Origin of the sequence: Dactylosporangium sp. NPDC000521, assembly GCF_042898305.1 — a bacterium.
Classification (GTDB): Bacteria; Actinomycetota; Actinomycetes; order Mycobacteriales; family Micromonosporaceae; genus Dactylosporangium.
In genome coordinates, this window is sequence record NZ_JBIAYW010000012.1 from 73,243 (window position 1) to 87,249 (window position 14,007).

The 14,007-nt window shown below is 72.3% G+C and carries 13 protein-coding genes; 8 read left to right on the plus strand and 5 right to left on the minus strand.

All coding sequences use genetic code 11. The features are described from left to right. Nucleotides 1–85: 85 nt before the first annotated feature. The 5 genes from ACFY3L_RS34380 to ACFY3L_RS34400 all read right to left on the minus strand — a co-directional run bounded on the left by ACFY3L_RS34380 (nt 86) and on the right by ACFY3L_RS34400 (nt 5,116). Complete coding sequence (locus ACFY3L_RS34380) at nt 86–1,408, minus strand: RNA polymerase sigma factor (protein WP_389333725.1); 1,323 nt, start codon at nt 1,406–1,408, stop codon at nt 86–88. Continuing rightward, nucleotides 1,381–1,800, minus strand: a complete 420-nt coding sequence (locus ACFY3L_RS34385; RefSeq protein ID WP_389333728.1) for a YciI family protein — start codon at nt 1,798–1,800, stop codon at nt 1,381–1,383. Before ACFY3L_RS34385 ends, ACFY3L_RS34380 begins: the two co-directional genes overlap by 28 nt. A gap of 133 nt (nt 1,801–1,933) precedes the next feature. Continuing rightward, nucleotides 1,934–2,668 (minus strand): hypothetical protein, encoded by a 735-nt coding sequence (locus ACFY3L_RS34390; RefSeq protein ID WP_389333731.1) that lies wholly within the window; start codon nt 2,666–2,668, stop codon nt 1,934–1,936. Then, nucleotides 2,665–3,795, minus strand: coding sequence for a lytic polysaccharide monooxygenase (locus ACFY3L_RS34395; protein ID WP_389333734.1), 1,131 nt, complete (start codon nt 3,793–3,795; stop codon nt 2,665–2,667). The genes ACFY3L_RS34390 and ACFY3L_RS34395 overlap by 4 nt, the downstream gene beginning before the upstream one ends. A gap of 127 nt (nt 3,796–3,922) precedes the next feature. Further along, nucleotides 3,923–5,116 carry an ATP-binding protein gene (locus ACFY3L_RS34400; protein WP_389333737.1) on the minus strand — a complete coding sequence of 398 codons (1,194 nt, stop codon included), beginning with the start codon at nt 5,114–5,116 and terminating at the stop codon, nt 3,923–3,925. Between the two features lie 311 nt (nt 5,117–5,427). Between ACFY3L_RS34400 and ACFY3L_RS34405 the strand changes: the two genes are divergently transcribed. The 8 genes from ACFY3L_RS34405 to ACFY3L_RS34440 all read left to right on the plus strand — a co-directional run bounded on the left by ACFY3L_RS34405 (nt 5,428) and on the right by ACFY3L_RS34440 (nt 13,997). Beyond that, nucleotides 5,428–6,060, plus strand: a complete 633-nt coding sequence (locus tag ACFY3L_RS34405; protein WP_389333739.1) for a TetR/AcrR family transcriptional regulator — start codon at nt 5,428–5,430, stop codon at nt 6,058–6,060. A gap of 2 nt (nt 6,061–6,062) precedes the next feature. Next, entirely contained in the window at nt 6,063–7,799 is a 1,737-nt protein-coding gene (locus ACFY3L_RS34410; RefSeq protein ID WP_389333742.1) for an ABC transporter ATP-binding protein, read from the plus strand. Further along, nucleotides 7,796–9,781, plus strand: a complete 1,986-nt coding sequence (locus ACFY3L_RS34415; RefSeq protein ID WP_389333745.1) for an ABC transporter ATP-binding protein — start codon at nt 7,796–7,798, stop codon at nt 9,779–9,781. The genes ACFY3L_RS34410 and ACFY3L_RS34415 overlap by 4 nt, the downstream gene beginning before the upstream one ends. 192 nt (nt 9,782–9,973) lie before the next feature. Next, on the plus strand, nt 9,974–10,393 hold the full coding sequence (locus tag ACFY3L_RS34420) for a YciI family protein (protein WP_389333748.1): 420 nt from the start codon (nt 9,974–9,976) through the stop codon (nt 10,391–10,393). Between the two features lie 105 nt (nt 10,394–10,498). Next, nucleotides 10,499–11,245, plus strand: a complete 747-nt coding sequence (locus tag ACFY3L_RS34425) for a class I SAM-dependent DNA methyltransferase (protein WP_389333751.1) — start codon at nt 10,499–10,501, stop codon at nt 11,243–11,245. A 51-nt stretch (nt 11,246–11,296) separates the two neighbouring features. After that, nucleotides 11,297–11,908: a hypothetical protein gene (locus tag ACFY3L_RS34430; protein WP_389333754.1), complete on the plus strand. Its 612-nt coding sequence runs from the start codon at nt 11,297–11,299 to the stop codon at nt 11,906–11,908. A 19-nt stretch (nt 11,909–11,927) separates the two neighbouring features. Beyond that, complete coding sequence (locus ACFY3L_RS34435) at nt 11,928–12,254, plus strand: putative quinol monooxygenase (RefSeq protein WP_389333757.1); 327 nt, start codon at nt 11,928–11,930, stop codon at nt 12,252–12,254. Between the two features lie 36 nt (nt 12,255–12,290). After that, on the plus strand, nt 12,291–13,997 hold the full coding sequence (locus tag ACFY3L_RS34440; protein ID WP_389333760.1) for a hypothetical protein: 1,707 nt from the start codon (nt 12,291–12,293) through the stop codon (nt 13,995–13,997). Nucleotides 13,998–14,007 lie beyond the last annotated feature (10 nt).

The window sequence follows — 14,007 nt, forward strand, 5'->3', positions numbered from 1 at the left end:
GACGGGAATGGCGTCCCCGCCGGGAATTCCCTGGTGGCAGGCGTATTCCCGGCCGAGCCGTGACATTGGCGATCGCCGGCCGGCGTCAGGGCAGGTCGGCCACCTTGCGCAGCAGGACCGCCCGCTCGCGGGCGTTGGTGCACAGGTGGGCGGCGCGCTCCAGCTCCGCCCGCGCCTCCCTGGTGCGCCCGAGCCGGCGGAGCAGTTCGCCGCGGACCCCCGGCAGCAGGTGCGAGCCGGGCAGCCGGTCGGCCGCGGCGAGCTCGTCGACGATCGCGAGCCCCCGCAGCGGCCCGCTCGCCATCGCGACGGCGACGGCCCGGTTGAGCTCGACGACCGGCGACGGCGCGATCCGGCCGAGCGCTTCGTACAGCAGCACGATGCGCTCCCAGTCGGTCTCCTCCACCGACGGCGCGGCCGCGTGGCACGCGGCGATGCCGGCCTGCAGCCCGTACGGGCCGAGCCCCTTCTTCGACGCGGCCGCGAACGCGGCGAGCCCCCGCCGGATCGCGGACCGGTCCCACAGCCGCCGGTCCTGGTCCTCCAGGAGCACCGCCTCGCCGTCCGGGCCGGTGCGCGCCGGGAAGCGGGCCGCGGTCAGCTCGCACAGCGCGAGCAGCCCGTGCACCTCGGGCTCGCCGGGCAGCACCGCGGACAGCATCCGGGTCAGGCGGATCGCCTCGTACGCGAGGTCGGGGCGCAGCAGGTTGTCGCCGGCGGTCGCCGTCGAGCCCTCGGTGAAGATCACGTAGAGGACGCTGAGCACCCCGCCGAGCCGCTGCCTGCGGTCCTGCGCGGGGGGCAGCTCGAACGGCACCTTCGCCGCCGCGATCGTCTTCTTCGCCCGGGTGATCCTCGCCTGTACGGTCGGCACCGGCACCAGGAACGCCCGGGCGATCTCCTCGCTGGACAGCCCGCCGACGGTGCGCAGCGTCAGGGCGACCCTCGCCTCCGGCGCGAGCACCGGATGGCACGCCACGAACATCAGCGCGAGGATGTCGTCGTCGATCCGGTCCGGGTCCCACGGCAGGTCGTCCTGCTGCTGCGGCACCAGCGCCCCGGCCGCCGCCTCACCCTCGCCGAGCTGGCCGGCGATGGCGGCGTACCGCTCGTCCCGCGCCGACCTGCGGCGGAAGCTGTCGATGGCGCGCCGCCGCGCGGTCGCCAGCAGCCACCCCACGGGGTTGTCCGGCGTGCCGTCGCGGGACCAGCTGACCAGCGCCTCCGCCACCGCTTCCTGCGCGACGTCCTCCGCGAGGCCGAAGTCGCCGGTGTACCGGCTGAGCGCCGCCACGATCCTCGCCGACTCGATGCGCCACACCGCCTCGAGCGCCCGCCGCGCGGCCTCGGTGGGCTGCTGGCCGTCGCCGTCAGCGGTCGTCACAGCTGCCCGGTCCGCTCGCGCCACGCCCGCTCCTTGACGATCCACTCGTTGTCCTGCGGGAAGTCGTCGATGTCCGACACCCGCCGCACCTCGACCTTGGTGCCCGGCCCGCCCGGCAGCCGCCGCGCCCACTCGACGGCCTCCTCCTTCGACGCGACGTCGAGGATGTAGAAGCCGCCGAACAGCTCCTTGGTCTCCCCGTACGGCCCGTCGGTGACCACGGGCGTCTCGCCGTCGAAGTGCACGACCACGCCCTGGCCGGGGTCGTCGAGCCCTTCCGCCGCGACGAGGACGCCGGCCCGGATCAGCTCGTCGTTGTACCGGCCCATGGCGTCCAGGATCTCCTCGAACGGCACCTCCGCGGCCTTCGCCATCGCCTCGTCCGTGGCCCGCAGGACCAGCATGTACCTCGCCATCGCCGTGCTCCTCACTGCTCCGGGTCGCGTTCCGACCTTCTCACCCCGAGGTCGAACGGGCCTGCCCCGGATCGACGACACCCCCGGAGAAATTCTCTCCGGGGGTGTCGGTGGGGCGGGTCGCGCCCTCTGCTCAGCGGCGGTCGAGGAGGACCTCGGCGGCGCCACCGTCGACGTGCAGGGCGTAGCGGTCGGCGGCCTGCTGCCAGCCGGGCAGGGCGATGACGGCGCCGCCGGCCAGGTTCTGCTTGGCCGAGGTGTCCAGGGTCGCCTTGCCGACGGTGCTGGTCTGGCCGAGCGTCAGCTGGGCCGGCGGCCCGGCGGGAGCGTGGACGAGGAGCTTGCCGACGCCGCCGACCCGGATCGGCAGCTCACCCTCCGGCTTCGGGACGGTGACGTCGAGCTCCTGGACGCCGGCGACCACGTCGACGCCGGCGAGGCGGCCGGAGGCGAAGTCGACGACCTGCCGCAGGCCGCCGCCGGCGAGCTTGAGCGTCCAGCGGACGGTCGAGTTCAGGTACACGTGGACCGTCGCCTGGCCGGCGATCTCCGTGCCGTTCAGGCTGAGCCGGACGACCTCGCCGTCGACGGCCGCGGCGGGTTCGACGCGGCTGCCGGGCAGGGTCGAGGCGCGGTACAGGTAGCCGTCCATCGGCTCGCTGTGGATGATCACCGACTCGGCGCCGGTGACCACCTCCAGCGTCGCCGCCTGCCGGCCGTCGTGCGCGCCGGTGACGGTGTGCACCGCCTCCTTCTCGGCCGGCGCGTCCGGCTTCGAGGTCCGGGTGGTGGCGATGACGAGGCCTGCCAGTACCAACGCCACCGCCACCACGCCGGTCAGCAGCCGCAACAAGGGGGACTTGATCATGGGCTGGTGCAGCTCAGGGTCGGGGCGGTCGCCGGGGCGGTGCCGGTGGCGTTGAAGCCGAACGACGTGGTCGCGCCGGCGGCGAGGACCCTGTTCCAGTCGACGTTGCTGACGGCCGGGTTGGGGGGCTGCGCGACGAGTGTGCCGTTCCACGGCGATCCCTCGAAGCCTTGCCCGCCGCTGTACGACCAGCGCACCGTCCATCCGTTGAGGCTGCCGGATCCGCTGTTGCGGACGGTGACCTCGGCCTGGAAGTGCCCGGCCCACGAGCTGGGGACGAGGCTCCAGGTGGCGGTGCAGGCGCCCGTCCCCGTCCCGGTGGACGGCGAGGCCGACCTCGAGGCGGAGCTGGAGGCCGACGGTGACGTGCTCCTCGAGGGGGAGGTGGAGGCCGACGGCGACGTGCTCCTCGACGGTGAGACCGAGACGGAGGGTGAGGGCGACGACGGCGTGCCGCCGATGCCGGTCACCTCGCCGTGCCCGCCGTCGAAGACGATGTCGGAGCAGCTGAAGAAGTTCTCCTGGCTGTCCGAGCGGACCCACTGGATGAACAGCATGTGCTTGCCGGTCTTGCCCGACGGCAGCGTCGCGTTGAACGAGTAGTAGTTCAGCGCGCCGGGCGGGCCGGACTGCGGCGGGTCGGTCGCGCTCCAGAACGGCTCCAGGTCACCCCACGCCAGGGGCGTCGTGGGGCTCCAGCCGTTGCGCGTCACGTACAGGTGGAACGTGCCGGGGTGCGCGGCCCAGTTGCTGTAGCGCATCTGGATCGTGGCGCCGGCGGTCAGGTGGGTGGTGGGCCAGTCGGTCCGGGCGGCGTTGTACGCGGCGTACTTCGTCGTGCCCGCGCCGCAGATCTGGCCGTCGGGGATGTAGCCGGTGGTGCGGCCGCCGGCGTCGGAGCGCAGCACGCCGAACCAGTCGTACAGCGGCTGCTGACCGCCCTGCGCGACGGCGTCGGCGCAGGCGGGGTTGGACGGGGCGATCTGGCCGTTGGCCCGCAGACCGTCCACATAGCACAGGTAGGTGCGGCTGCCGGGCACCATCGCGACACCGTGGGCGCTCGCCGGGGCGGGCACCACGAGGACCGCGACAGCGCCGACGGCAAGGGCCGCCAAGACGCTCCACACTGGGCGCAATGTGCTCCTCCTCACATGAGGTGAGCGCAGTGTTCCCACGGCCTCCCGCCATTGGCAAGCATCGACGTCGCGGGTACGGCGGGACTTCGGCCCGGCCGTGAAAGTTCCACCGTGCGCTCTATGCGGACAGCGTCAGGCGGGCCGTGGTGCCGGCGCCGGCCGAGCTGAGCGTGACGGTGCCGCCGTGCGCGTTGGCGGCCTGCCGGGCGATGTGCAGGCCCAGCCCGACGCCGGGGACGGCCTGCTGGCGGGCGTGGCGGCCGCGGTAGAAGCGCTGGAAGACGTAGGGCAGCTCGTCGGCCGGGACGCCGACGCCGGTGTCGGCGATCTCGACGGCCGGTGCCGGACCGTCGAAGACGGAGACCGAGACGTCGCCGCCCGACGGGGTGAAGAGCACCGCGTTGCGCACCAGCTGCTGCACGGCGTGGGTCAGCTGGGTCACGTCGGCGCGGACGATCACCCGGGCCGGCGGCGGGACCGCCGACAGGGCCACCCCGCGCTGCTCGGCGAGGGCGCGGCAGGCGCGCCAGGCGGCCTCGACGACCATGGCCAGGTCGACCTGGGTGCGGTGCAGCTCGGTCGGGGCGTGCGCGGGGCGGGTGCCGGTCAGCAGGTGGTCGACCATACGGACGAGCCGCTCGCCGTTGCGCTGGATCGGCTCGACGAGGCGGGCGTACGCGGCGAGCTGCTCCTCCTCCGCGAGGAGCTCCAGGTAGCCCTGGATCGCCGCGACCGGGGTGCGCAGCTCGTGCGACACGGTCGCGATCAGGTCCTCCTCACGCTGGGTCGCGCGGGCCAGCTCGTCGCCGAGCTCGGTGAGCAGGAGCCGGCTGCGCAGCAGGGACAGGTGCCCGACGGCCTGCGCGGCGAGGGTGTCCAGGGCCTCGCGCTGGCGGGGGCCGAGGTCGCCGGGGCGGTCGTCGATGACGCAGAGGGCGCCGAGGGCGTGACCGTCCTCGTCGACGAGCGGGGAGCCCGCGTAGAAGCGGATGTGCGGGTCGCCGGTGACGTTGGGGTACGTGCGGAAATGCGGGTCGACGTGCGCGTCGGGCACGACGAGCTGCCGCCGCTCGGGCAGGGTGTGCGCGCAGAACGAGACGTCGCGGGACGTCTCGGTGTCGGCGAGGCCGGTGCTGCCGGCGAACCACTGCCGGTCCCGGTCGATGAGCGAGACCGCCGACATCGGCGTGTTGAAGATCGACGACGCGAGGCGGGTCAGGTCCTCGAGGGCCACGGGGCGGGGGCCGTCGAGGACGCCGTAACTGTGCAGCGCGGCGAGGCGGGCTTCCTCGTCGTGAGCAGGTGTCGTCATCTCGTCCCCCAGACTCGACTGTGCTCCACAAGGGTCCGGACACTGAGGTGTCCGCCGCGATCACACCCGGTTGCCGTGCGGTAGCCGTTAGCTGTTAGCTGTCAGCTGTTACCCGCATTCGGCTCCGCCGAAGCTCACCTCCCCACCGCTGCCGCGGCGGGGCCCGCCGGGGGATTCTCACCCCGGACCCCCAATGCTCGCTGCGCTCGCACAGCTGCGCGTGCCGCTGGCTGCATCCCGCGTGCGCGGCATGTTCCGCTCAGCGCTTATTCGCTTGTCCGAGTGAGTGCTCGCTCAGTAGGGTGACCGGCGTGAACCAGCAGCAGCCCGTGCGGGCCCGGCGCCGGCGCGTTCCCGCGCTGTCGCCGGACGAGCGGCGGGCGGCGATCGTCGCCGCGACCATCCCGTTGCTGCGCACCCACGGGGCGGCGGTCACCACGAAACAGATCGCCGAGGCCGCGGGCGTCGCCGAGGGCACCATCTTCGGTGTCTTCCCCGACAAGGCGTCGCTGATCCTCGCCGCGCTCGGCACCGCCTTCGACCAGGAGGCGGTGCTGCGCGACCTCAACGCGATCGACCCGCGGGCACCTCTGCGGGAGCGCATGCGCGACGCGGCGGCGATCCTGTTGCGCCGGTTCGAGGCCAATGTCCAGCTCATGATGGTCGCCCGCACGCTGCCGATGGAGACCGGGCGGCGCCAGGTCGAGCAGCTGATGGAAGGCCGCCGGGTGCTGACCGAGGCGGTCGAGGCCCTCATCGAGCCCGACCGGGCGCTGCTGCGCCGCAGCCCCGCCACCACCGCCGGCATGCTCGTGCTGCTCGTGATCGCGTCGGTCCGGCCGGAGCTGGCCGAGCCCGGCGAGCTCGACGCCGACGGCGTGGTCGCCGTCCTGCTCGACGGCCTGCTCATCCGCCCGACCGACACCTCCGGGGGAGACGCCTGACGATGTTGATCCGACTGCTCAAGACCTATCTGCGCCCGTATCGCAGGACGATCTGGCTCATCGTGCTGCTGCAACTGGTGCAGACCACGGCGACGCTGTACCTGCCGACCCTCAACGCAGACATCATCGACGGTGGCGTCGTCACCGGCGACACCGGCTACATCATGCGCATCGGCGGCTGGATGCTCGCCGTCACGCTCGTGCAGATCGTCTGCTCCGCCGCCGCGGTCTACTACGGCGCCCGCACCGCGATGGCCCTCGGCCGGGACGTGCGCGCCGGCATCTTCGACAAGGTGCAGCAGCTGTCGGCGCGGGAGGTGGGGCAGTTCGGCGCCCCGTCGCTGATCACCCGCACGACCAACGACATCCAGCAGGTCCAGATGCTGGTGCTGATGACCTTCACGCTCATGGTCACGGCGCCGATCATGTGCGTCGGCGGCATCATCCTCGCCCTCGTGCAGGACGTGCCGCTGTCGGCGCTGCTGCTGGTCGTGGTCCCGATCCTGATCGGGATCATCGCCGTCATCGTGGTGCGGATGCGGCCGCTGTTCCGCCTCATGCAGGAGCGCATCGACCTGGTCAACCGGGTCATCCGCGAGCAGATCACCGGCATCCGGGTGATCCGCGCCTTCGTCCGCGACGAGCACGAGCGGGTCCGGTTCGCCAAGACCAACGGTGACCTGCGCGACGTGTCCCTCGCCGTGGGCCGGCTGATGTCGCTGATGTTCCCCACCGTGATGCTGGTCGTCAACGCCTCCAGCATCCTCGTGCTCTGGTTCGGCGCGCACCGCATCGACGCCGGCGGCATGCAGGTCGGGGCGCTGACCGCGTTCCTCAGCTACCTGATGCAGATCCTCATGGCGGTCATGATGGCCACCTTCATGTTCGTCATGATCCCCAGGGCCGAGGTGTGCGCGGAGCGCATCCAGGAGGTCCTCACCACCGAGTCCAGCGTCGTGGTGCCGGCGAAGCCGGTCACCGCGCTCCCCCGCCACGGCGAGCTGGAGCTGCGCGGTGTCGAGTTCCGCTATCCCGGCGCGGAGTCGCCGGTCCTCAGCGGCATCGACCTCTCCGCCCGGCCCGGGCAGACGACGGCCATCATCGGCAGCACCGGCGCCGGCAAGACCACCCTGCTCAACCTGGTCCCCCGCCTGATGGACGCGACCGGCGGCACCGTCCTCGTGGACGGCGTCGACGTGCGCGACATCGACCCGGCGCTGCTGTCGGCGACGGTGAGCATGGTGCCGCAGAAGCCGTACCTCTTCTCCGGCACCGTCGCGACCAACCTCCGCTACGGCCGGCCCGACGCGACCGACGCCGACCTGTGGCGGGCCCTGGAGGTCGCACAGGCCGCCGACTTCGTCCGGGCGATGCCCGAGGCGCTCGACGCGCCGATCGCGCAGGGCGGCACCAACGTCTCGGGCGGGCAGCGGCAGCGGCTCGCGATCGCCCGGACGCTCGTCGCCCGGCCCGAGGTCTACCTCTTCGACGACTCGTTCTCCGCCCTGGACTACGCGACCGACGCCGCGCTGCGCGACGCGCTGCGCGCCGAGATCGCCGACGCGACGGTCGTCATCGTCGCGCAGCGGGTCAGCACGATCCGCGACGCGCACACCATCGTCGTGCTCGACGAGGGCCGCGTGGTCGGCACGGGCACCCACACCGAGCTGATGGACGGCAACGCCACCTACCGCGAGATCGTCCTCTCCCAGCTCACCGAACAGGAGGCCGCAGCATGACCGGACCGGGGCGCCCTGGTGGGCCGGGTGGCGGGTCGCGGCCTTCGCCGCCCGCGTTCGGGCCCGGGCGGATGATGATGGGCGCCGGCGGGCCGCCGGCGAAGCTGGACGACTTCAAGGGCTCCTCGAAGCGGCTGCTGCGGATGCTCGCACCCGACCGGCTGCTCGTCGCGGCCGTGCTGGTCTTCGGCATCGGCAGCGTCGTGCTCTCCGTCGTCGGGCCGCGGCTGCTCGGCCACGCCACCGACGTCATCTTCGAGGGCATCGTCGGCCGTCAGCTGCCCGCGGGCATCAGCAAGGCCGACGCCGTCGCGGGTGCGCGGGAGCGCGGGCAGGACCGCTTCGCCGACCTGCTCGCCGCCATGGACCACGTCGTGCCCGGCCGGGGCATCGACTTCGGCCGGCTCGAGCGGGTCCTGCTGTGGGTCGCCGTGGTCTACCTCGGCGCCTGGATCCTCGGCCTGCTCCAGGCCCGGCTGACCACCGTCGTCGTGCAGCGCACCGTCTACCGGCTCCGCGAGCAGGTGTCGGCGAAGCTGTCCCGGCTGCCGCTGAGCTACTTCGACCAGCAGCCGCGCGGCGAGGTCCTCAGCCGCGCCACCAACGACACCGACAACATCGCGATGACCCTGCAGCAGTCGCTGAGCATGCTGCTCACGTCGCTGCTGACGATCGTCGGCGTCCTCGGCATGATGTTCTGGATCTCGCCGCTGCTCGCGATCATCGCCCTGGTCACGGTGCCGGTGTCGGTGCTGGTCACCATGCGCATCGGCAAGCGGTCGCAGCCGCAGTTCGTGAAGCAGTGGGCCAGCACCGGCAAGCTCAACGGGCACATCGAGGAGATGTTCACCGGGCACTCCGTGGTGAAGATCTTCGGCCGGCAGGCCGAGGCCGCGAAGGCGTTCGAGGAGCACAACGAGGCCCTGTTCGCCGCGGCGTTCCGGGCGCAGTTCATCTCCGGGCTCATCCAGCCCGCGATGATGTTCATCGGCAACCTCAACTACGTGCTCGTCGCCGTCGTCGGCGGCCTGCGGGTCGCGTCGGGGTCGCTGTCGCTCGGTGACGTGCAGGCGTTCATCCAGTACTCCCGCCAGTTCAGCCAGCCGCTGACCCAGGTCGCGAGCATGGCGAACCTGGTGCAGTCGGGTGTCGCCTCCGCCGAGCGGGTGTTCCAGCTGCTCGACGCCGAGGAGCAGTCGCCCGACCCGGTGAAGCCGTCGCGCCCCGCCCAGGTGCGGGGGAAGGTGACGTTCGAGGGGGTCTCCTTCCGGTACAAGCCGGACGAGCCGTTGATCGAGGACCTCTCCCTCACCGTGGAGCCCGGCCAGACGGTCGCGATCGTCGGCCCCACCGGCGCCGGCAAGACCACGCTCGTCAACCTGGTCATGCGCTTCTACGACCTGACCGCCGGGCGCATCCTCCTCGACGACGTCGACATCGCCACCATGACCCGCGACGACCTCCGCGAGCAGATCGGCATGGTCCTGCAGGACACGTGGCTCTTCCAGGGCACCATCGCGGAGAACCTCGCGTACGGCGCCGACCACCCCACCCAGGACAAGATCGTCGCGGCCGCCGAGACCGCCCACGCGGACCGGTTCGTGCGGACCCTCCCCGACGGCTACGACACCGTCATCGACGAGGAGGGCGCCGGCGTCTCGGCGGGCGAGAAGCAGCTCATCACGATCGCCCGGGCGTTCCTCGCCGAGCCGACGATCCTCATCCTCGACGAGGCGACCAGCTCCGTCGACACCCGCACCGAGGTCCTGATCCAGCGCGCGATGACCACCCTGCGCGCCGGCCGGACCAGCTTCGTCATCGCCCACCGCCTGTCCACCATCCGCGACGCCGACCTCATCCTCGTGATGGAGCACGGCACGATCGTCGAGCAGGGCACCCACGCGTCCCTGCTCGCCTCCGGCGGCGCCTACGCCAGGCTGTACTCGGCCCAGTTCGCCGCCGCCGCGGTCGAGGTCGACTGACGCGTCCCGTCCCGGTCCGGGTCGATCGACCCGGACCGGACGGTGTGCGGAAACCCGGATCGGGACGGCGCGGAAACCCGGGCCGGGACGGCGTGCGGAAAAAAGTCGGAGTGGCTTGTCGATCCCCGCGGGGGTCGTTCGACCTTGGGGTGAGAGGGTCGAGACGCGACCTTCACTGTGAGGAGAACCACGATGGCGAAGTACATGCTGATCATGCGCGGCAGCGACGAGTCGACGGCGAAGATGATGGAGACGCCGTTCGAGGAGATGCTGGAGACGGTCGGCAGGTTCAACGAGGAGCTGATCCGGGCCGGGGTGCTCCTGGCGGCGGAGGGCCTCGACGACCCGTCGCAGGGCGTGGTCGTGCACTTCGACGGCGAGACGCCGGTCGTCACCGACGGGCCGTACGGGGAGACGAAGGAGCTGTTCGGCGGCTTCTACCTCCTCGAGGTCGCCTCGAAGGACGAGGCGGTCGAGTGGGCCAAGCGGCTCCCCCAGTTCCCTGGCAGCAAGGTCGAGGTCCGGCGGGTGCCGAGCATCGACGAGTTCCCGCAGGACAACGAGTGGATCGTCAAGGAGCGGGCCTGGCGGGAGCGGACCGGCCAGCTCTGACCACCGCGGCACCGGCACCGGGGGCCGCGGCGGCGGACCCCCGGCCGGAACCGGAAACCGTGCCCCTGAGGTACCGAAAACGGACGACCGCGATAGGGTCCGGCGATGATCGATGAGGACGGCTATTTCGGGGAGCGGGTCGCGGCCCGGTACGACGAGTCGTCGAGGGAGATGGCGGACCCCGCGGTCGTGGAGCCGGCCGTCGACACCCTCGTCGAGCTCGCCGACGGCGGGCCGGCGCTGGAGCTGGGCATCGGCACGGGACGGATCGCGCTGCCGCTCGCGGCCCGCGGGGTGCCCGTGCACGGGATCGACATGTCGCGGGCGATGGTGGCCCGGCTGCGGGAGAAGCCCGGCGGCGACGCGATCGGCGTGACGATCGGGGACTTCGCGACGGCGCGGGTGGACGCTTCGTTCGCCGTCGCGTATCTCGTCTTCAACACGATCATGAACCTGACGACGCAGGCGGCGCAGGTCGCGTGCTTCCGCAACGTCGCCGCGCACCTGCAGCCGGGTGGGCGGTTCGTCGTCGAGGTGATGATGCCCGACCTGCGGCGGCTGCCGCCGGGGCAGGACGTGGTGCCGTTCCTGGTGAGCGAGACCCGCTGGGCGTACGACCACTATGACGTCGCGACCCAGTCGATGAGCTCGAACTACGTCGAGATCTCCGGTGGCCGCGGCGGGTTCCGGTCGATCCCGTTCCGGTACGTGTGGCCGGCGGAGCTGGACCTGATGGCGCAGATGGCGGGCCTGCGGCCGCTCGCGCGCTGGGCGAACTGGCAGCAGGAGCCCTTCACGAGTGAGAGCGCCCAGCACGTCTCGGTGTGGGAGAAGCCCGTCCTGCCGGACTGAAGCACAATGTGACCGGAGCGAGGGGGGCTGCGGGTTATGCGGAACCGGCGGGTGAGTCTGCTCGACATCGGGCTCGACCAGTCGTTCGACGCGTCGATGGCGTTCGTGCAGTCGACGCTGCAGAGCATCAACGCCGGCTTACCCGTCCCGATCGTCGACATCGACTTCGTGCGGTCCCGCGACCCGGACACGATCTTCGCCGCGTTCACAGCCGCGTGCGACGTGCTGCACGTGATGGCGCACGGCGACCACGCGGAGACGCCGACGTTCAGCAGCACCGACGGCAAGACCATGCTGGCGCTGCAGGAGTTCGGTGACTACGCGGCCGAGCGCGGGCACGGGCTCAACGCGAGCGCGGTGCTCGCCGACGGCTGCAAGACGGGGATCGGCGCCTGGCAGAAGGCACTGCGCGACTGCCTGCACGGTGAGATCGTCTACATCGGCACGTCCACCCGGGTGGGCTGGCACGAGGGCACCGTGTTCGCCTCGGCGTTCTACGGCGCGCTGTTTCGCAACAAGGGCAAGGGGCAGACGCCCCTCGCCCAGGCCCTGGACGCCGCCGACCGGGCGGTCAAGGCGTACGAGGCGATCACCGGGCGGGCCTGCCCCTACAAGGTGATGGTCCTGGAGCCGAGCCGCCAGGCACGGGTCGCATTCCGCTGATCACACAGGAGGAGATGTCATGATCTTCATTACGGCGAAGTTCCAGGTGCTGCCGGAGCACGCGGAGCGGTGGCCGGAGATCGCCGGGGACTTCACCCGGGCGACGCGGGCCGAGCCGGGCTGCCTGTGGTTCGACTGGTCCCGCAGCCTCGCCGACCCGAACGAATACGTGCTGGTCGAGGCGTTCCGCGACGGTGACGCCGGCGGCGCGCACGTCCAGTCGGCCCACTTCAAGGAGGCGCAGCGGACCCTGCCGCAGTACCTCGCCGCGACCCCGCGGATCGTCAACGCGACCGTCGACCAGGACGACTGGTCCGAGCTGGGCGAGCTCACAGTCAACCGATAGTGGCATAAATACGGACTTGTCGGGTACTGGGCACGCGTGCTGACGAATCTCGCGCATCTGGACTCGTTGCGGGTCCGCCTCACCCCGCCGCCGCAGCCGGGGCACACCACGTTCCGGCTGGCCGAGGAGCCCGCGGTCGAGGTCGTGTGGACCTACGCCGAGCGGCTCCCGGACGGCAGCTACCTCCCGGTCGGCGGCGGGCCCGTCGACCCCGACAACGGCCACTACACGCAGGGCGCGTTCAACGCCGACGACATCGCCCGCGCCGCCGTCGTCTACGTGCGGCACTGGCAGGCGACCGGCGCCGACACCAGCCGCGACGCCGCCCGGCAGCTGCTGCGCGGCCTGTGCTACCTGCAGACCGTCCACGACGACGAGACCGACGACGACCCCGGCGACCCTGCCCACGGCAACGTCGTGCTGTGGCAGCAGCCGGACGGCACCCTCAACCGCAGCGGCATCCCCGCGGAGAGCCCCGACCCGTCCGACGGGGGCGAGTCGGCGTGGCTGGCCCGCACCGTGTGGGCGCTCGGCGAGGGCTTCGCGGCATTCAGCGCCGCGTCCGGCAGCACGTCCAGCAGTGCGTCCAGCAGCGAGGAGGGAAGCGACCCGGAGTTCGCGGCGTTCCTGCGCCGCCGGCTCCGGCTGGCGATGAGCGCCATCCGGCGGCAGGTGCTGCCACGGTACGGGCAGTGGCGCGTCGTCGAGGAGTCCGCCACCCCGGCGTGGCTGATCGGCGACGGCGCCGACCTCACCGGCGAGGCGCTGCTGGGGCTCTGCGCGTACACGCGCTGCACCGGCGACGACGACGCCCGCAAGCTCGTCGAGCAGCTCGCCGAGGGCGTCACGGCGATGCGGACGGGCACCCCGTGGACGTGGCCGTTCGGGGCGGTGCTCCCGTCGGCGCTGTCCCGCAGCGCCTGGCACGCGTGGGCCGGGCTCGCACCGGCCGGCCTGGCCCGCGTGTACGAGGTCGCCGGTGACCTGGCCGCACGCGACGCCGCCCTGGCCGACGCCGCGTCGTTCACCCCGCACCTGCTGGTCGAGGGCGGGCCGGACAACCTGCGGGTCGCGGTGCCGGGCGCGCGGGAGGCGCTGACGATCGACGGGGTGCAGCTGTCGTACGGCGCGCAGTCGCGCGTCGAGTCGCTGCTGACCACGGCGCGGGTGACGGGCCGCCCGGCGCTGTCGACCCTGGCGGGGATCGCCGGCTCGTGGTTCTTCGGCAACAACCCGGCCGGCGCGCCCATGTACGACCCGGCGACCGGCCGCACCTACGACGGTGTCGACATCGTCGACGGAACGCCGCGGCAGCTGGGCCGCCGCGGGGTGGTGCACCGCGACGCGGGCGCGGAGTCGACGATCCACGGGCTCCTGGCGATGCTGGCCCTGGACGCGGACCCGCACGCGGCGGCGGTCGCGCGGATCGCCGAGGCGGACCCGGACACGACGACGACGGCCGGCAGCTGCCGCGACGACGGGGAGATCCGCTGCCTGACGCTGCGCGACCCGCTGCATGGAGCGCGGGTGACCCTGCTGCGCAGCGTCGCGACGAGCACCCGCGTCTGCGACGTCGACCTGGCAGGCAGAGCCGGCCGGGCCGTTGAGGGCGCCGCGACCGTGACCGTCAACGACCCCGGCGGCGAGGAGCTGGAGCACTACACGACGACGGCCGGCCGCATCCGCGCCCTCGTCCCCGCCGGCGGCTTCACCATCATCACCCGGATTCCCGAAGCGGGCTGACCCCGCCGCC

Coding starts and splice junctions, on each gene's coding strand:
- ACFY3L_RS34385 (WP_389333728.1), bottom strand. CDS start 1,800: ATGGCGAGGTACATGCTGGTCCTGCGGGCCACGGACGAGGCGATGGCG.
- ACFY3L_RS34390 (WP_389333731.1), bottom strand. CDS start 2,668: ATGATCAAGTCCCCCTTGTTGCGGCTGCTGACCGGCGTGGTGGCGGTG.
- ACFY3L_RS34400 (WP_389333737.1), bottom strand. CDS start 5,116: ATGACGACACCTGCTCACGACGAGGAAGCCCGCCTCGCCGCGCTGCAC.
- ACFY3L_RS34410 (WP_389333742.1), top strand. CDS start 6,063: ATGTTGATCCGACTGCTCAAGACCTATCTGCGCCCGTATCGCAGGACG.
- ACFY3L_RS34415 (WP_389333745.1), top strand. CDS start 7,796: ATGACCGGACCGGGGCGCCCTGGTGGGCCGGGTGGCGGGTCGCGGCCT.
- ACFY3L_RS34420 (WP_389333748.1), top strand. CDS start 9,974: ATGGCGAAGTACATGCTGATCATGCGCGGCAGCGACGAGTCGACGGCG.
- ACFY3L_RS34425 (WP_389333751.1), top strand. CDS start 10,499: ATGATCGATGAGGACGGCTATTTCGGGGAGCGGGTCGCGGCCCGGTAC.
- ACFY3L_RS34435 (WP_389333757.1), top strand. CDS start 11,928: ATGATCTTCATTACGGCGAAGTTCCAGGTGCTGCCGGAGCACGCGGAG.